Genomic DNA, 17,681 nt, shown 5'->3' with positions numbered 1-17,681 from the left:
CGACGCGCTGAAGCCGTTGTTGTCGATCACCGCCTCGATGGTGTCGGCGATCGCGCGCGGCTGCTCGTGGATCTCCTTCTGCATGAAGTGGCGGTACGGGCCCAGCTCCAGCGAGGCCAGCGACACGTCCGACAAATGCACCTCGCGCTCGATCGCCGCGCCGTCCGCGTCGAACACCCGCACCGCGGCGCGGGTGATCTCGGCGGTGTCGCCCTCTTCCAGGAAGATCACCCGGCGCGTGGCCTGCACGATCGCCGAGACGTCGCTGGCGACGAAGTTCTCGCCCTCGCCCAGGCCCACCAGCAGCGGGCAGCCCATGCGCGCGGCGATCAGCCGGCCCGGCTCGTTCAGGCTCACCACCGCGATCGCGTACGCGCCGACCAGCTCGCGCGCCGCCGACTGCACCGCGGCGAGCAGGTCCAGGCCCTGGCGCAGATGGAAATGCACCAGGTGCGCGATCACCTCGGTGTCGGTCTGCGATTCGAACGCATAACCGGCCGCGCGCAAACGCTCGCGCTGCTCGTCGTGGTTCTCGATGATGCCGTTGTGCACCACCGCCAGTTCGCCGAAGCTGATGTGCGGATGCGCATTGGCCTCGGTCACCCCGCCATGGGTCGCCCAGCGCGTGTGGCCGATGCCGACCTGGGCGTTGAAGCCCTCGGCCTGGGCCGCGTTTTCCATCTCCGCCACGCGCCCGGTCCGGCGCACCCGGCGCAATTGCGCGCCGTCGAACACGGCGATGCCCGCCGAGTCGTAACCGCGGTATTCCAACCGCTTCAGGCCATCGATCAGGACCGGTACCACATCGCGATCGGCGATCGCGCCAACGATTCCGCACATGCTGAAAAACTCCGGGGGAAGAGTGCCGGCCAGTCTAGCCGGGCCTTCCCCCTGCCGTCGCGAACTGCGTCGCGACGGCGCTACCGCCGGCACAGATCGTTAGCGAACGGTTCAACAAGCTGGATGCGGCGCCCGGCGTCGCGGAGACGCCCGAACACGCCGGCATGACCGACTCGTTACACAACCGATCAAGCGGCCGCAGGCCCGAGAGACGGACAGTTACCGCTATGCGGCTTCATTTCGCCCTGCATTCAAGCACTGCGTGCCTGATCGCAGCGTCCGTCAGCGCATAGCCCGCGAGGTGACCGCATCCGCCGGCGACTCGTTCGCCGCACCCTTGAGCCACGCAGGCATCGAAAACCGCCGTTTGGTGGCCCGCGAGGATCGCATGGGCGCAGTCGCGTCGCGGTCCGGCAAACGAGTTCAACTCGCCCCGCATCGCATCGGCCAGAGCCGCATCGGCCTCCACCGGGGCAACGAAATGCGGGTCCTTCAGCAAGGCCTCATCCATCGCCCGCGAGCACTGCGAGTGTTGTCGCGAACTGTCGGCGCGGGCCCGCTCATCCATCGCCGACCTGGCGTCTTCGGCGCTGCCGTCCGCGGCGCATTGCCGGTCGTTGCCGGCGCATCGCCGAATGTCGACGAGTTTGTTGATGGGCGCGGTCGCGCCCGCGGGCGTTCCCGTGCCGAACACCGCACGCACCTCGTCTCCCGCACGCAACCCGGCCAAGCGCTCCAGCGCCTTCGCCCAGCCGTAAAAGCCGATGTAGACGACCGCGTCGTTCCTGCCGATCCCTATCCGTCCGGGCGAAACTTCGACAATCTTGCCGACGTAGACGCGCTCATCAACCGCGGCGCCAGCCGAAGCGGCGAGCAGAAACAGCAACGCAACAAAGACGGTCGTCGGCTTCATCGATGGCGGACTTTGCTTGCACAGCCTGGATGGGGGCGCGCGGATCCGCGCCGGCGGTCACAGCGCCTCGCGATGCACGACGATCAACTGCACCGCCTCGCCGCCGCGGTAATCGTCCGGCTCCAGCCGATAGGCGATGCGCACCCACGGCGGCGGCTTGTTGCCGTCCCAGCCGCCGAACTCGATCGCGTTGAGCCGGCGCCCTTCGCAGCCCAGTTCCAGCTTGAGGTGGCGTTCGCCGATCACCCGCCACGACAGCACTTCGAACTCGCCGTCGAACTGCGGCTCGGCGAAGCCCTGCCCCCACGGCCCGCCGTCGCGCAGCGATTCGGCGTGGCGGCGGTCGAACTCGGCCGGTGCCAGCGCGCCGTCGCTGAGCACGTCGGCCTGCAGCAGTTCCGGGGTCAGCGCCGCGCGCGCGACGGCGTCGAACGCGTCGCGGAACGGCTCGAACGCGTCGCGGTGCAGCGACAGGCCGGCGGCCATGGCGTGGCCGCCGAAGCGCTCGATCAGTTCGGGATGGCGCGCGGCCACGTCGGCCAGCGCGTCGCGGATGTGGAAACCGGGAATCGAGCGCGCCGAGCCGCGCAGCTGCATGCTGCCGGGCTCGGCCGGCGCGAACGCGATCACCGGCCGGTGCAGGCGTTCCTTCATCTTCGAGGCGACCAGGCCGACCACGCCGGGATGCCAGTCCGGATCGAACATACACGGCGCCAGCGGCGCGGCGGCCGGGTCGAAGGCCACGCGCGCGAACGCGCGCTCGGCCTCGTCGGTCATCTGCTGCTGCACCGCGCGGCGCTCGGCGTTGATCTCGTTGAGGGTGGCGGCGATCTCGCGCGCCTGCGCCGGGTTTTCGGTCAGCAGGCATTCGATGCCCAGCGCCATGTCCTCCAGGCGGCCGGCGGCGTTGAGCCGCGGCGCCAGCGCGTAGCCGATGTCGGCGGCGGTGAGGCGACGATGATCGCGCTGCGACACTTCGATCAGCGCGCGCAGGCCGGCGCAGCCCTGCCCCGCGCGCAGGCGGCGCAGGCCCGCGGCGACCAACGCGCGGTTGTTGGCGTCGAGCGGGACGAGATCGGCGACGGTGCCGACCGCGACCAGGTCGAGCAGTTGGCTGAGGTCCGGGCCGTTGCCGCCGGCGCCGAACGCGCCGGCCTCGCGCAGCCGCCGGCGCAGCGCCAGCAACACGTAGAACATCACCCCGACGCCCGCCAGCATCTTGCTCGGGAAGGCATCGCCGGGCTGGTTCGGATCGACGATGGCGTCGGCCTGCGGCAGGCGCTCGCCGGGCAGATGGTGATCGGTCACCAGCACCTGCCAGCCGCGCGCGCGCGCCGCTTCGATGCCGGCGTGGCAGGCGATGCCGTGGTCGACGGTGACCAACAGTTCCGGTTGCAACAGCGCCAACTCTTCCACCAGCGCCGGCGACAGGCCGTAACCGTGGACGATGCGGTTGGGCACGGAGTGCGAGACCCGCTCCGCGCCGAGCATGCGCAGCCCGCGCACGCCGACCGCGCAGGCGGTGGCGCCGTCGCAGTCGAAATCGCCGACCACCAGGATGTGGCGGTCGGCGGCGATCGCCTCGGCCAGCAGTTCGGTCGCCTTGTCCAGGCCGAGCATGCCGTCGGGCGGCAGCAGTTGGGCGAGCTTGGGCTGGGCCTGCTCCAGGCAGGTCGCGCCGCGCGCGGCGTAGATGCGCCGCAGCAGCGGCGTGACCGACTCGGGCCAGCCGCTGTCGGCGACGCCGTCCGCGTCGGCCGGCTCGCGCCGGCGCAAGCGCGCGGCGGGCTTCAACGCCGCGGCTCCGGCGACCACAAGGGCATACGCGCGTTCAATCCAGCAACGAACGCAGCGGCTTGCGCCAGAACCGCCAGCGCTGCGGACGCGCCAGCTCGAAGCGCTCGCCGTCGGCGCAGCGCACCGCCACGCGCGCGAGCGCACCGCGGTCGAGCGCCTGCGCCAGCGGTTGCAGCCAGTCGCGTTGGATCAGGGCCAGATCGCGCTGCGCGCGCAGGTCGAACAGGAACGCGCCCTCGCCCGCGGGTTCGCTCCAGCGCGGCGGCAACGGGCCGGTGGCGATGCCGGCCTGGGCGCCGAACGCGGTCAGCGCCTCGTCGTCGCTGCACACGCCGGCGTAGCCGCAGCGCACTTGGTCGGGCAGCACGCCCGCGCCCCAGAACCACAGCGAATTGATCGGCGCCAACCCGGCGGCGGCGCGCGCGCCGTTGTGCGGATGGTTGTGCAGCACCACCTGCGCCTCGCTCAGCAGCGCGCGCCAGCGGCGGCCTTCGGCGCCCTCGCCTTCGGGCAGGTGCTGGAACAGGTCCTCGCCCAGCGCCTGCTCGGGCGAGACGAAGCGCGGCAGCCGGGTTTCGCGCGGCAGCGCCACGTACCAGCGCTCCGGCGCGGGCGCGTCGATGGGAAAACCGGCGTCGCCGAACAAGGGCTTGAGCGCCGGCAGCAGCGCGGCGCTGTCGCGTTCGCTCAAGGACAGCGCGCGGCCGTAGGCGAGCAGGCGCGCGCCGTTGATGTCGGGACGCACATACACCGGATCGGCGCGCAGCCAAGCGCCGTGCGCGGCGTCGCCGGCGTCGCGCTGGCGGGTGGCCGCGGCCACCGGCCAGCCGCGCGGCAGGATGTCGAACACCCGCGCGGCCGGGTCGGCCGCCTCGACGCTGCGGTCGGCGCGGCCGAAGCGTTGGCCCAGCGCCTGGTCCAGGCGCTGCCCGCCGAAGCGTTCGCGCGCGGGCAGCAACAGGTCGACGCGGTTCATGGCGGGCGGGTCGGTGCGGGCGACGCGGCTCAGCCGTCGTAGCTGACGCCGACGATCTCGTACTCGCGGGTGCCGCCGGGCGCCTCGATGACGACGGTGTCGCCCTCGTTCTTGCCGATCAGCGCGCGCGCCACCGGCGAGGAAATCGCGATCAGGCCGAGTTTGATGTCGGCTTCCAGGTCGCCGACGATCTGGTAGCGCCGTTCCTCGTCGGTCTCGGTGTCGGCCAGCTCGACGTTGGCGCCGAACACCACCTTGGAACCGGCGTTGAGGGTGCTGGTGTCGATGATCTGCGCATGCGACAGCTCGGCCTCGAGCTGTTTGATGCGGCCTTCGATGAAGCCCTGCTGTTCGCGCGCGGCGTGGTACTCCGCGTTCTCCTTGAGATCGCCATGGGCGCGCGCTTCGGCGATCGCGTTGATCACGGCCGGACGCTTGACCGACTTGAGTTCTTCCAGTTCGGCGCGCAGGCGCAGCGCGCCCTTGGCGGTAATGGGTGCTCTCATTCCTTGGTTCCTCTGCAGTGCGACGCCGGGCGGATCCTTGGGCCCGGCGCGGATGTTTCGAAGATGTGTCCAGGGGGCATTGTGCCGGGGAAGACCGGCGGAAGACAGCCCTTGAAATTCGGAGGGAAAAGCCTGTGGGAGGGCCTTCAGGTCCGGCGCTTTCCGGTGGGGTCGAAGCGACCTGCAACGAAAGCGTCGGGCCTGAAGGCCCTCCCACATGGGCGATCCGGGCCGCGGCGGACGATCGGCCAGCGCCGATCGTCCCAGCCCGGATCAGCGCGCGCCGATCTGCGCGTGCAGCTCCTGCAACGACCACACCGGGCCCTGGCCGCGGTAGTCCAGCGAATTGACCAGCGCGCGCGCGCCCGACACGGTGGTCGAATAGGTCACCCGCTGCTGCAGCGCCTCGCGCCGGATCGAGAACGAATCCGAGATCGCCTGGCGGCCTTCGGTGGTGTTGATGATGTAGACGATCTCGCCGTTCTTGATCAGGTCGACGATGTGCGGACGGCCGTCGGTGACCTTGTTGATCCCCTCGCAGGCCACGCCGTGCTCGGCGAAGAAGGCCTGGGTGCCGCGGGTGGCGACCAGGCTGTAGCCGCGGCGCAGCAGTTCCTGCGCCACCGGCAGCACGCGCTGCTTGTCCGGGTCGCGCACCGAGATGAACACCTTGCCGACCGGCGGCGCCTTGATGCCGCCGGCCTCCTGCGCGCGCGCCATCGCCGCGCCGAAGTTCTGGCCCACGCCCATCACCTCGCCGGTGGAGCGCATCTCCGGGCCGAGGATCGGATCGACGCCCTGGAACTTGGCGAACGGGAAGATCGCTTCCTTGACCGAGTAGTAGTCCGGCACGATCTCGTCGACCGCGTCCTGCGAGGTCAGGGTCTGGCCGACCATGCAGCGCGCGGCGATCTTGGCCAGCGCCATGCCGGTGGCCTTGGACACGAACGGCACGGTGCGCGAGGCGCGCGGGTTCACTTCGATCAGGTAGATCGTCTCGTTGCCGTCGGCGTCGGTCTGGATCGCGAACTGGGTGTTCATCAGGCCGACGACCTTGAGCGCCTTGGCCAGCGCCACGACTTGCTCGCGCAACCGTTCCTGGGTGGCCGGCGACAGCGAGTACGGCGGCAGCGAGCACGAGGAATCGCCCGAGTGCACGCCGGCTTCCTCGATGTGCTCCATCACCCCGCCGATCAGCACCCGGCCTTCGCGGTCGGCGATGACGTCGACGTCGACTTCCACCGCGTTGTCGAGGAAGCGGTCCAGCAGCACCGGCGAATCGTTCGACACCTTGACCGCGTCGCGGATGTAGCGGGTCAGGTCGGCGTCGGAGTGGACGATCTCCATCGCCCGGCCGCCGAGCACGTAGCTGGGGCGCACCACCATCGGGTAACCGATCTGGTTGGCCAGGGCCAGGGCTTCGTCGGGGTTGCGCGCGGTGCGGTTGATCGGCTGGGCCAGCCCGAGCTCCTGCACCAGCTTCTGGAAGCGCTCGCGGTCCTCGGCCAGGTCGATGCTGTCCGGGGTGGTGCCGACGATCGGCACGCCGTTGGCTTCCAGCGCGCGCGCCAGCTTCAGCGGGGTCTGGCCGCCGTACTGCACGATCACGCCCTTGGGCTTTTCCAGGTCGGCGATCTCGAGCACGTCCTCGAGCGTCAGCGGCTCGAAGTACAGGCGGTCGGAGGTGTCGTAGTCGGTCGACACGGTCTCCGGGTTGCAGTTGACCATGATGGTTTCATAGCCGTCCTCGCGCAGGGCCAGCGCCGCGTGCACGCAGCAGTAGTCGAACTCGATGCCCTGGCCGATGCGGTTGGGGCCGCCGCCGAGCACGATGATCTTGTCGCGGTCGGTCGGCGCGGCTTCGCACTCGTCCTCGTAGGTCGAGTACATGTACGCGGTGGTGGTGGCGAACTCGGCGGCGCAGGAGTCGACCCGCTTGTACACCGGGCGCACGCCGAAGGCGCGGCGCAGGGTGCGCACCGCGGTCTCGTCGGTGCCGGTCAGCTGGGCCAGGCGCGCGTCGGAGAAGCCCATGCGCTTGAGCGCGCGCATGCGGCCCTTGTCGAGCGCGCCCAGGCCGGCGTCGGCGACCTCGCGCTCGGTCGCGATCAGTTCCTCGATCTGGTCGAGGAACCACGGATCGACGAACGACAGCGCGTGCACGTCCTCGACGCTGAGGCCGGCGCGGAACGCGTCGCCGATGTAGAACATGCGCTCCGGGCCCGGCTCCTTGAGCTCGCGCTTGAGCACGGCCAGGTCGGATTCGCTGGACAGGTCCAGGCCGGTCGGGTCGAGGCCGACCTTGCCGGTCTCCAACCCGCGCAGCGCCTTGTGCAGCGATTCCTGGAAGGTGCGGCCCATCGCCATGACCTCGCCGACCGACTTCATCTGCGTGGTCAGGCGCGCGTCGGCCTGCGGGAACTTCTCGAACGCGAAGCGCGGGATTTTGGTGACCACGTAGTCGATCGACGGCTCGAACGAGGCCGGGGTGGCGCCGCCGGTGATCTCGTTGCGCAATTCGTCCAGGGTGTAGCCGACCGCGAGCTTGGCCGCGATCTTGGCGATCGGGAAGCCGGTCGCCTTCGACGCCAGCGCCGAGGAGCGCGACACGCGCGGGTTCATCTCGATCACCACCACGCGCCCGTTCTGCGCGTTGATGCCGAACTGCACGTTGGAGCCGCCGGTATCGACGCCGATCTTGCGCAGCACCGCGATCGAGGCGTCGCGCAGGCGCTGGTATTCCTTGTCGGTCAGGGTCTGCGCCGGGGCGACGGTGATCGAGTCGCCGGTGTGCACGCCCATCGCGTCGAAGTTCTCGATCGAGCAGACGATGATGCAGTTGTCCGCGGTGTCGCGGACCACTTCCATCTCGAACTCCTTCCAGCCCAGCACCGATTCCTCGACCAGCACTTCGGTGGTCGGCGACAGCTCCAGGCCGCGGGTGACGATGTCGATCAGCTCTTCGCGGTTGTAGGCGATGCCGCCGCCGCTGCCGCCGAGGGTGAAGCTGGGGCGGATGATGGTCGGGTAGCCCACCGTCGCCTGGATCTCGATCGCCTCTTCCAGGGTGCGCGCGACCGCGGCGCGCGGGCATTCCAGGCCGATCTCGCTCATCGCCACGCGGAACAGCTCGCGGTCTTCGGCCATGCGGATGGCGTCGCGCTTGGCGCCGATGAGTTCGACGTTGTACTTCTCCAGCACGCCGTTGTCGGCCAGGTCGAGCGCGCAGTTCAGCGCGGTCTGGCCGCCCATCGTCGGCAGCAGCGCGTCGGGCTTTTCCTTGGCGATGATCTTCTCGACCGTCTGCCAGTTGATCGGCTCGATGTACACGGCGTCGGCCATGTCCGGGTCGGTCATGATCGTGGCCGGGTTGGAGTTGACCAGGACCACGCGGTAGCCCTCGTCGCGCAGCGCCTTGCACGCCTGCGCGCCGGAGTAGTCGAACTCGCAGGCCTGGCCGATCACGATCGGGCCGGCGCCGATGATCAGGACGGTTTTGATGTCGGTACGCTTGGGCATGAGGTCCTCAGTAAAGTCGGTCCTGCCACGTCGCGGGGGCGCGCCAGGTGATTTGCTCGGGCGATCGTGCGTCGATCGCGCCGTGGTCGACCGCGGCGCGAACCTCGCGCTGCATCGCGGTCCAGGTCGGGGCGGCGGCGCCGATGCGCGCGCCGATCGCGTTGTTGTGGGCGTCCATGGCCCGGCTCGGGTTGCCCTCGCCGTCGCGCTCCATCACCGCCGTCACCCAGTCCACGCAGACCGGCGAGAGGGTGTGGGCGACCACGGCGCTGGCCAGGCTGTGGCGGTACGCGTCGGCCGGGCCGTTGCGGCCGCCCGGCAGGTTCGCGGCGAACCACTGCGAGTACACCGCGATCATCACGAACGCGGGGTACGCGCCGGCCAACGCCAGCACCGCCAATACGCGTCGACGCCAACGGCGGCGGCGCGGCGGGGCCGGCGTGGCGCTCATCAGGCCTTGGCCTGCTCGAGCATGTTCACGAAGCGGTCGAACAGCGGCGACACGTCGTGCGGGCCGGGGCTGGCTTCCGGGTGGCCCTGGAAGCCGAAGGCCGGCGCGTCGGTCAGCGCGATGCCCTGGTTGCTGCCGTCGAACAGCGAGCGGTGGGTCACCCGCACGTTGGCCGGCAGGCTGGCCTCGTCGACCGCGAAGCCGTGGTTCTGCGAGGTGATCATGACCCGGCCGCTGTCGAGGTCCTGGACCGGATGGTTGGCGCCGTGGTGGCCGAACTTCATCTTCAGCGTCTTCGCGCCGCTGGCCAGGCCGAGCAGTTGGTGGCCCAGGCAGATGCCGAAGGTCGGGATCTTGCGGGCGACGAATTCCTTGATCGCGGCGATCGCGTAGTCGCACGGCTCCGGATCGCCCGGGCCGTTGGACAGGAACACGCCATCGGGCTGCAGCGCCAGCACGTCCGCGGCGGACGTCTGCGCCGGCACCACGGTGATGCGGCAGCCGCGCTCGGCGAGCATGCGCAGGATGTTGAGCTTGACCCCGAAGTCGTAGGCGACGACGTGGAAGCGCGGCTCGGCATTCACGAACGCGTTGCGGTCCAGGTCGAGCTGGCCTTCGCTCCACTCGTAGCGCTCGCGCGTGCAGACTTCCTTGGCCAGGTCCATGCCCTTGAGGCCGGGGAACTTGCGCGCGGCTTCCAGCGCCTTGTCCACGTCGATCTCGCCGGCCATCAGCGCGCCGTTCTGCGCGCCGGTGTCGCGCAGCAGCCGGGTCAGCTTGCGCGTGTCGATGTCGGCGATGGCGACCACGCCGCGGTCGGCCAGCCACTGCGGCAGCGCGACCTGGCTGCGCCAGTTGCTCGGGCGGCGCGGCACGTCGCGCACGATCAGGCCGCTGGCCCAGACCTGGCGGGCCTCGTCGTCCTGATCGGTCACGCCGGTGTTGCCGACGTGCGGATAGGTCAGCGTCACCAACTGGCGCGCGTACGACGGGTCGGTGAGGATTTCCTGGTAACCGGTGATGGCGGTGTTGAATACGACTTCGCCGACGCTCAGGCCGGGCGCGCCTACGGAAACGCCCTCGAACACGGTGCCGTCTTCGAGAGCGAGGATTGCGGGTTGGGTCACGGGGGGTCGCCTTGGCTGCCGGAGGAACTGATCCCGTTGCGGCTACGGCAAAACGCAGTTGCAGCAAAGCGCGGACGCGGTGCTGGACCGGTCCGACGTTGGGATTCAGGCGAGCCGGAATTCTATCTGCGATGGACCCCGGGCGCCAGTATTAATGTGGCGGGCAGATGACGATCCGGCGGGGTCGGCGGCGCGGTTGGCTGAACGGAATCGGGCGCGCCGGGCCCGGATTGGCTGAACGCAGCGCACGGGCCGGCGCCTGAATCGGGCGGGCGCGGTGGCGGGCGGGGCCGCGCTACTGCGCCGCCCGGCGCAACCGCCCTGCCTGGCCCGGCCACCTAGAGATTCGGAAACATCAACTCCGCCAGCCCGTACCGCCCCGGCGCCTGCTGCGCCACCCGCACCGCCGCCTCCAGCGCGCCGCGGGCGAAGATGTCACGGTTGCTGGCGCGATGGATCAGCTCCAGCCGCTCGCCCGGCGCGGCGAACTGTACGGTGTGCTCGCCGACGATGTCGCCGGCGCGCAGGCTGGCGTAGTGCGGCTCGCTGCCGCGGCCGATCGCCACCGCCGCGCCCAGGTGCAGCGCGGTGCCCGAAGGCGCGTCGAGCTTGCGGGTGTGGTGGGCCTCGACCACGTCGCAGTCCCAGCCCGGCAGCGCCGCGGCGGCGCGGCGCACCAGTTCGGTCAGCACCGCCACGCCGAGGCTGTAGTTGGCGGCCCAGACCACGGCGATGGCGCCGGCGGCCTCGTTGATCGCCGCGTTCTGCGCCGAGGACAGGCCGGTGGTGCCCGATACCAGCGCCTTGCCGCGCGCCGCGCACAGCGCCAGCGCCGGGTCGAAGCCGTCGGGCAGGCTGAAGTCGACGGCGACGTCGAACTCCGGCGCGCCGCCCAATTCGGCGACGGCGAAGTGCGGCACGCCGTCGATGACCCGCTGGCTCGGCTGCGAGCGCGAATACGCGGCGACCACGGCCACATCGTCGCGCTCGCGCGCGAGCCGCAGCAGGGCCTGGCCCATGCGCCCGCTGGCGCCGTGGATGAGGAGACGGATCGGGGACTTGGCGGTATCGGTCATGGGCGCAGGCTAGCCGCTGCGGCCGGCGCAAAACAAGCCGGGCCCGCGCAAAAAACCGACGAGGCCGCCCAGAACGAACGGGGCCGGCGCTTGGCCGGCCCCGCGCGCGCTTCGCCGCGGCGAACGCTTACTGGTAGATCACCTGCGCCTTCAGGTTCGGCAGCACCTTGCGCGCGAATTCGGAATAGCCGCGGTTGTACTCGCCGGTGCACACCGGCCCGACGGTGGCGTCTTCGATCACCCGGTGCGCGTGCAGCACGTTGCCTTCCAGGCGATAGGTCGCCTCGTAGCGCGAGCCGTTGGATTCCAGCTTCAGGTCCTGCGGCTTGGCCAGCACCTTCACGGTCTTGGGGAACTCGATCCGGTAGGTCTCCTCCGAACGGCCGCCGCGGCACAGGCCGTCGCCTTCGTCCTTGATCAGCGGCGCCTGGGCGCTGCCGACCAGCGCGGCGACCGGCTGCGGCGTCATGAACATCGGCCCGAGCGGGAACGCGCCGGGCATCTGCACCGCCTGCTTGGCGTCGATCTCGACCTGGTAGCGGTGCTGGCTGCGCAGCGGCTTGGGATCGTCCTGGCGGAAGCTGCCGGTGGCCTGCACGCCGGCGCGCTCGAACACCTTGGCGACCAGTTCGGCGGCGTCCTTGTCGGTCAGCTCGCGCAGGCCGGCGCGGAACTCCATCGCCGCACGGCCGTCGAGTTCGACCTTCATCGTGCCCTTGACGCTGCCGTCCTCGGCGATCGTCAGCTGGGTGTCCATGCGCTGGCGGTTGCCCAGCTTCAGCGGCGCCGGCGTGCGCGCCTCCAGCTCCGGGCGGTCCACCCGCAGCACCGGCTTGCCGGCCACCGCCCACGGCAATTCGCCGAAGGCGATGCCCTTGGCGGTGGCGTCCAGGTAAAGATCCAGGCCCGGCAGGTAATTGAGGACGTGGTTGACCGCCGAGGCCACCGGCACCGGCGCCAGCCGGTAGGTCGTGCCGGAGTTGATCAGCGCCTGGGTCGCCTCGATGCCCTTGGCCGCGAGCAGCGCCTGCAGCAGGGTCGCGTGGTCCTTGCAGTCGCCGATGCGGTTGTCGAGCACGAAGTCCTGGTCGCGCGGCACCACCGCGCCCAGGCCGATGCAGTTGCCGGCGTAGTTGATGTTCAGCGACACCCACTCGTACAGCGCCTGGGCGATCTCGCGCTGGCCGGTCTTGCCGGCGGCGATCTCGTCGGCGAGCTTGCGCACGCGCGCGGTCGGCACCGCCTTGGGCAGCGCGCGCTCGCCGTAGACGCGGGCGATGTCGCCGTAGCTGGCGAAGGTGGACACCGAGGCGCCGTTGGTGCGGGTCAGGTCGAACGGCGCGGCGACCTGCGGCTCGAACACCTTGGGCTCGCGGTTGCTGTAGCGCCACTCCAGGATGCGGCGGTCGCCGACGACCTCGTCGCGCACGGTCTTGAGCGCGCCGTAGGACTCCTTGCGGATCTTCATCGAGGCCGGCAGGTCGTACTTGAGCGTCATCTCGCCCAGGTAGGCGTAGTCGCTGAAGCTGCCGGTGTCGGAGAACTGGCCCTCGAACATCGGCTGCTTGCCGACCAGGCGGTAGTTCAGCACCACGGTGTCGCCGACGGCGACGTCGGGAAACACCAGTTGGGTGGTGGCGACGTCGGAGAACGCCGGCCCGCCGTCGCCGCGGCCGTCGTTGGTCTGCACCTGGTAGTTCGACTTGGGCACCGCGATGCGGCGGCCGTCGGCCTTGAGCGTGTAGGCCTCGATCACCTCCAGCGTCTGCAGGCTGGCGCTGTAGTCGATGGAGTCGTACTTGGCGCGCTCGACCGCATCCTCGCGCAGCACCTTCAGCGCCGACTCGCGCTGCTCGATGTAGGCGCCATTGGGCTGCACGGTGTAGGCGTAATGCATGCGTTCCAGGCGCGCGGGCTGTTCCTCGGCGCGGCCGGCCGGCTTGGCGGCGGCGGCTTGCGCCGGCGCCGCGGCGGCGGGCGCGCCCGGCTTGGCCTGGGCGTCGGCCTGGGCGAACGCGGCGCCGTTCGCGGCCAGCGCCGCGGCCAGCGCCAGACACAGTGCGGCCGAACGCCGCGGCATGACGATGCGCATCCTTTCTTCCCCTGATCCTTGATCGACGATGGCCGGCGCCGCTGCGGCGCCGGAGGCGGTTTTCTATCACATCGCCGCGGCGAACGTGCGCGCGCGCAAATGAAAAAGGAGCCGAAGCTCGCTTTCTCGTTCGCGACTTCCATCCGAGTCGAGGCGGCGCAACGATGGCGCCGAGGGCTCAACCGCGACCCTGGCTCCGTCGGCGCCAGCAACCGACCGCACCCGCGTCGGCCGGTCGGATCCGGCGGTCGCCGCCGGGGACCGCCTCGACCGCCCAAGCCGCCAGGACCGCCGCAGCTTTGCTGCCTTTGCGTCGAAGCGTCACTGCGTCAATACAAAATAAATACTGAGCCTGTAGCTCGCTTTCACCGCCTCGCCGCCCTGCCGCCCCGGCTGCCAGCGCGGCATCTTCTGGACGAGCCGTTTCGCTTCGTCGCCGCAACCGCCGCCGATGTCCCGCACGATCAGGATGTTCTGGATCGTCCCGTCGACATCGACGTCGAAATCGACGACCACGGCGCCCTGCACTTCGTCTTGCAACGCCTTCGCGGGATATTGCAGGTTCTTCCCGAGATAGGCCCTGAGCGCCGCGTCGCCTCCGGGAAACTGCGGCGTCTGTTCGGCCTGTCGGGGCGTCGCGGGCGTGAAATGGGGCGGCGGAGCCGGCATCTCGGCTCCCGGCTTCGGCTTCTCGATAACGATCACCGGAACCGGCGGCGCCGGCGCGCCGCCCTCGTCCGCGGACTGTTTTTCCTGTGCGGCCGTGACGGTAGAACACAGACAAAGCAACGACAACGACGATGCTCTTGCGAATACCGCGAGCGCTCCATGCTTCATGTCCCTGTCCTTTGGTCGCCGAGGATCGATAAAAAGACCTTAGCGGCTTTACATACCGCCGGCCAGCGCCCGTTCGGGCGCGCATACGCGCATCGGCTGGAGCACGTCGCTGCAGGCGGCCGGCCCGCCCGCACAGGGCTGGCGACGCCGGCGTTGTTGCGCGCCGGCCGCATACGCAAAGGCCCCGACCGGTCGGTCGAGGCCTTCGTTCGCGCAAGCGTGGCGTTTACCGCCCCGGACTCAGGACGTCATCCGATCCCAAAACCCCTTGACCCCGTCGATGAACGTCGAGGAGCGTGGCGAATGCTTGCGCGCGCCCTCGCCGACGAAGGTCGCCTCGAACTTCTCCAGCAACTCGCGCTGCTCCATGGTCAGGTTGACCGGGGTTTCCACCGCGACCCGGCAATACAGGTCGCCGGGCTTGCGGCTGCGCACCGACTTGACGCCCTTGTCGCGCAGGCGGAACAGCTTGCCGCTCTGGGTCTCGGCCGGGATGCGCAGCTCGACTTCGCCGCCGAGCGTGGGCACCCGCACGATGTCGCCGAGCGCGGCCTGGGAGATGCGGATCGGCACCTCGCAATGCAGGTCGTCGCCGTCGCGCTGGAAGATCTCGTGCTCGCGCACGCGCACTTCCACGTACAGGTCTCCGGCCGGCGAGCCGGTCGGGCCGGCTTCGCCCTCGCCGGTCAGGCGGATGCGGTCGCCGTTGTCGACGCCGGCGGGAATCTTGACCTGCAGGGTCTTGGTGCGTTCGACCCGGCCCTGGCCGTGGCAGTCGCCGCAGGGATTGGCGATGGTCTGGCCGCGCCCGTTGCAGTGCGGGCAGGCCTGCTGCATCGAGAAGATGCCGCGCTGGAACCGCACCTGGCCGCGGCCGTTGCAGGTGGTGCAGGTCTCGACCTTGCCGTCGGCCGAGCCCGAGCCCTTGCAGGTCTCGCACTCGTCCAACGTCGGGATCTCGATCTGCTTCTCGACGCCGCCGACCGCCTCTTCCAGCGACAGCTCCATCACGTAGCCGATGTCGGCGCCGCGGCGCGGGCCGCGCGCACCGCCGCCGCCACCTCCGCCGAAGATGTTGCCGAAGATGTCGCCGAAGATATCGCCCATGTCGGCGAAGCCCGGGCCGGGGCCGCCGCTACCGCCGCCCATGCCGTGTTCGAACGCGGCGTGGCCGTGCTGGTCGTACACGCGGCGCTTGGACGCGTCGGACAGGACCTCGTAGGCCTCCTTGCATTCCTTGAACGCGGCCTCGGCGGCCTGGTCGCCGGGATTGCGGTCCGGGTGGAACTTCATCGCGCAGCGGCGATAGGCCTTCTTCAGGTCGTCGTCGCTGGCGTTGCGTTCGACGCCCAGCACTTCGTAGTAATCGCGTTTGCTCATGGGCGGGATCGGGAATCGGAACTCGGGAAAAGGGAATCGTCAGATCGAAAGCGCGCGGGCCTCGGCGGCCCGCCATGAATACGAGAACGGGGAACCGGGCGTGCGGCAGGTCGCGGCGATAGCGCTTCCGGCCTTTCCCGATTCCCCATCCCCCATTCCCGGCCTTACTTCTTGTCGCCGTCCTTGACTTCGGTGAACTCCGCATCGACCACGTCGTCGGACTTGGCCGAGGCGCCGGCCTCGCCGGCCGGGGCGTCCTCGCCCGGCTGGCCCGCGCTGGCGGCGGCCAGCACCGACTGCGCGGCTTCTTCCAGCGCGCGCGACTTGGCCTCGATCTGGCCCTTGTCGTCGCCCTTCATCGCGGTCTCCAGCTCGGCGATCGCCGCCTCGGCGCGGCCGATGGCCTCGCCCGGGATCTTCTCGCCGTGCTCCTTGATCGCGCTGCGGGTGCTGTGGATCAGCGCGTCGGCGTGGTTGCGCGCCTGCACCAGCTCGTGGAACTTCTGGTCTTCCTCGCGGTTGGCTTCCGCGTCGGCGACCATCTTGGCGATCTCTTCCTCGGACAGGCCCGAACCGGCCTTGATCTCGACCTTCTGTTCCTTGTTGGTCTTCTTGTCCTTGGCGCTGACGTGCAGGATGCCGTTGGCGTCGATGTCGAAGGACACCTCGACCTGCGGCATGCCGCGCGGCGAGGGCTCGATGCCGGACAGGTCGAAGCGGGCCAGCGACTTGTTGTAGCGGGCCTGCTCGCGCTCGCCCTGCAGCACGTGCACGGTCACGGCCGACTGGTTGTCCTCGGCGGTGGAGAAGGTCTGCGAGGCCTTGGTCGGAACGGTGGTGTTCTTCTCGATGATCTTGGTGAACACGCCGCCGAGGGTCTCGATGCCCAGGCTCAGCGGGGTCACGTCGAGCAGCAGCACGTCCTTGACCTCGCCGGCCAGCACGCCGCCCTGGATCGCCGCGCCGACGGCGACGGCTTCGTCCGGGTTGACGTCCTTGCGCGGTTCCTTGCCGAAGAACTCGGCCACGGCCTGGCCGACCTTGGGCATGCGGGTCTGGCCGCCGACCAGGATCACCTCGGCGATGTCGCTGGCGCGCAGGCCGGCGTCGTTGAGCGCGATGCGGCAGGGCTCGATGGTCTTCTTGATCAGGTCCTCGACCAGCGACTCCAGCTTGGCGCGGGTCAGCTTGATGTTGAGGTGCTTCGGGCCCGAGGCGTCGGCGGTGACGTACGGCAGGTTGACTTCGGTCTGCTGCGAGGACGACAGCTCGATCTTGGCGCGCTCGGCCGCGTCCTTCAGGCGCTGCAGGGCCAGCGGGTCCTTGCGCAGGTCGATGCCCTGGTCCTTCTGGAACTCTTCGACCAAATAATCGATGACGCGCTTGTCGAAGTCTTCGCCGCCGAGGAAGGTGTCGCCGTTGGTGGACAGCACTTCGACCTGCATTTCGCCGTCCACGGACGCGATCTCGATGATCGACACGTCGAAGGTGCCGCCGCCGAGGTCGTACACGGCCACCTTGCGGTCGCCGCCCTTCTTGTCCATGCCGTAGGCCAGCGCGGCCGCGGTCGGCTCGTTGATGATGCGCTTGACCTCGAGGCCGGCGATCTTGCCGGCGTCCTTGGTCGCCTGGCGCTGGCTGTCGTTGAAGTAGGCCGGCACGGTGATCACCGCCTCGGTGACCGGCTCGCCCAGGTAGGCTTCGGCGGTCTTCTTCATCTTGCCCAGCACTTCGGCCGAGATCTGCTGCGGCGCCATCTTCTTGCCGTCGGCGGTCGCGACCCAGGCGTCGCCGTTGTCGTGCGGGACGATCGCGTAGGGCACCAGGCCCAGGTCCTTCTGCACTTCGGCGTCGGTCATCTTGCGGCCGATCAGGCGCTTGACCGCGTAGAAGGTGTTCTTCGGGTTGGTCACCGCCTGGCGCTTGGCCGAGGCGCCGACCAGGACTTCGCTGTCCTTGGTGAAGGCGACGATGGACGGCGTGGTGCGGTCGCCTTCCGAATTCTCGATGACCTTGGCCTTGCCGCCTTCCATGATGGCGACGCAGGAATTGGTCGTGCCCAGGTCGATGCCGATGATCTTGCCCATGCTGTTGCTCCCTCTCTCAATGCTGGAATGTTGGGGGCGGCGCGTGTGTCCGCGGCCGCCGATGTTCGCTATTTGGGGCC

General features: G+C 69.7%; 12 protein-coding genes and 1 pseudogene. All 13 read right to left on the bottom strand.

All coding sequences use genetic code 11. The annotated features are described in order from the left end of the window. Window positions 1–840: pseudogene (locus tag BLV01_RS15290) on the bottom strand (glutamine--fructose-6-phosphate aminotransferase); the annotation flags it as partial. Between the two features lie 235 nt (window positions 841–1,075). Continuing rightward, entirely contained in the window at window positions 1,076–1,753 is a 678-nt protein-coding gene (locus BLV01_RS15285; protein ID WP_091801312.1) for a hypothetical protein, read from the bottom strand. A 57-nt stretch (window positions 1,754–1,810) separates the two neighbouring features. Beyond that, window positions 1,811–3,529 carry a single-stranded-DNA-specific exonuclease RecJ gene (gene recJ / locus BLV01_RS15280; protein ID WP_091801344.1) on the bottom strand — a complete coding sequence of 573 codons (1,719 nt, stop codon included), beginning with the start codon at window positions 3,527–3,529 and terminating at the stop codon, window positions 1,811–1,813. Between the two features lie 55 nt (window positions 3,530–3,584). After that, window positions 3,585–4,526: a hypothetical protein gene (locus BLV01_RS15275; protein WP_091801309.1), complete on the bottom strand. Its 942-nt coding sequence runs from the start codon at window positions 4,524–4,526 to the stop codon at window positions 3,585–3,587. 29 nt (window positions 4,527–4,555) lie between these two features. Next, complete coding sequence (gene greA / locus BLV01_RS15270; protein WP_091801305.1) at window positions 4,556–5,032, bottom strand: transcription elongation factor GreA; 477 nt, start codon at window positions 5,030–5,032, stop codon at window positions 4,556–4,558. 273 nt (window positions 5,033–5,305) lie between these two features. Beyond that, window positions 5,306–8,551, bottom strand: coding sequence for a carbamoyl-phosphate synthase large subunit (gene carB / locus BLV01_RS15265; RefSeq protein ID WP_091801302.1), 3,246 nt, complete (start codon window positions 8,549–8,551; stop codon window positions 5,306–5,308). Window positions 8,552–8,558: 7 nt separating this feature from the next. After that, window positions 8,559–9,002, bottom strand: coding sequence for a DUF6973 domain-containing protein (locus BLV01_RS15260; RefSeq protein WP_091801299.1), 444 nt, complete (start codon window positions 9,000–9,002; stop codon window positions 8,559–8,561). Beyond that, on the bottom strand, window positions 9,002–10,129 hold the full coding sequence (gene carA, locus BLV01_RS15255; RefSeq protein WP_091801296.1) for a glutamine-hydrolyzing carbamoyl-phosphate synthase small subunit: 1,128 nt from the start codon (window positions 10,127–10,129) through the stop codon (window positions 9,002–9,004). Before carA ends, BLV01_RS15260 begins: the two co-directional genes overlap by 1 nt. Before the next feature lie 338 nt (window positions 10,130–10,467). After that, window positions 10,468–11,205 carry a 4-hydroxy-tetrahydrodipicolinate reductase gene (dapB, locus tag BLV01_RS15250; protein WP_091801293.1) on the bottom strand — a complete coding sequence of 246 codons (738 nt, stop codon included), beginning with the start codon at window positions 11,203–11,205 and terminating at the stop codon, window positions 10,468–10,470. Window positions 11,206–11,332: 127 nt separating this feature from the next. Next, window positions 11,333–13,285 (bottom strand): DUF3857 domain-containing protein, encoded by a 1,953-nt coding sequence (locus BLV01_RS15245; protein ID WP_175485973.1) that lies wholly within the window; start codon window positions 13,283–13,285, stop codon window positions 11,333–11,335. Window positions 13,286–13,618: 333 nt separating this feature from the next. Beyond that, window positions 13,619–14,134, bottom strand: coding sequence for a TonB family protein (locus BLV01_RS15240; protein ID WP_091801287.1), 516 nt, complete (start codon window positions 14,132–14,134; stop codon window positions 13,619–13,621). A 240-nt stretch (window positions 14,135–14,374) separates the two neighbouring features. Then, entirely contained in the window at window positions 14,375–15,514 is a 1,140-nt protein-coding gene (gene dnaJ, locus BLV01_RS15235; protein WP_091801284.1) for a molecular chaperone DnaJ, read from the bottom strand. A gap of 164 nt (window positions 15,515–15,678) precedes the next feature. Next, the gene (gene dnaK / locus BLV01_RS15230; RefSeq protein ID WP_091801281.1) at window positions 15,679–17,601 is read right to left on the bottom strand and encodes a molecular chaperone DnaK; all 1,923 of its coding nucleotides are present in this window, start codon (window positions 17,599–17,601) and stop codon (window positions 15,679–15,681) included. Window positions 17,602–17,681: the final 80 nt, after the last annotated feature.

The organism is Lysobacter sp. yr284 (genome assembly GCF_900107375.1).
Classification (GTDB): Bacteria; Pseudomonadota; Gammaproteobacteria; order Xanthomonadales; family Xanthomonadaceae; genus Lysobacter.
This window is presented reverse-complemented; position numbering and strand designations above follow the sequence as displayed.

Excerpts from the sequence above, each read along its gene's own strand:
- BLV01_RS15285 (WP_091801312.1), bottom strand. The coding sequence starts at position 1,753 with ATGAAGCCGACGACCGTCTTTGTTGCGTTGCTGTTTCTGCTCGCCGCT.
- BLV01_RS15275 (WP_091801309.1), bottom strand. The coding sequence starts at position 4,526 with ATGAACCGCGTCGACCTGTTGCTGCCCGCGCGCGAACGCTTCGGCGGG.
- greA (WP_091801305.1), bottom strand. The coding sequence starts at position 5,032 with ATGAGAGCACCCATTACCGCCAAGGGCGCGCTGCGCCTGCGCGCCGAA.
- carB (WP_091801302.1), bottom strand. The coding sequence starts at position 8,551 with ATGCCCAAGCGTACCGACATCAAAACCGTCCTGATCATCGGCGCCGGC.
- BLV01_RS15260 (WP_091801299.1), bottom strand. The coding sequence starts at position 9,002 with ATGAGCGCCACGCCGGCCCCGCCGCGCCGCCGCCGTTGGCGTCGACGC.
- dapB (WP_091801293.1), bottom strand. The coding sequence starts at position 11,205 with ATGACCGATACCGCCAAGTCCCCGATCCGTCTCCTCATCCACGGCGCC.
- BLV01_RS15245 (WP_175485973.1), bottom strand. The coding sequence starts at position 13,285 with ATGCCGCGGCGTTCGGCCGCACTGTGTCTGGCGCTGGCCGCGGCGCTG.
- BLV01_RS15240 (WP_091801287.1), bottom strand. The coding sequence starts at position 14,134 with ATGAAGCATGGAGCGCTCGCGGTATTCGCAAGAGCATCGTCGTTGTCG.
- dnaJ (WP_091801284.1), bottom strand. The coding sequence starts at position 15,514 with ATGAGCAAACGCGATTACTACGAAGTGCTGGGCGTCGAACGCAACGCC.
- dnaK (WP_091801281.1), bottom strand. The coding sequence starts at position 17,601 with ATGGGCAAGATCATCGGCATCGACCTGGGCACGACCAATTCCTGCGTC.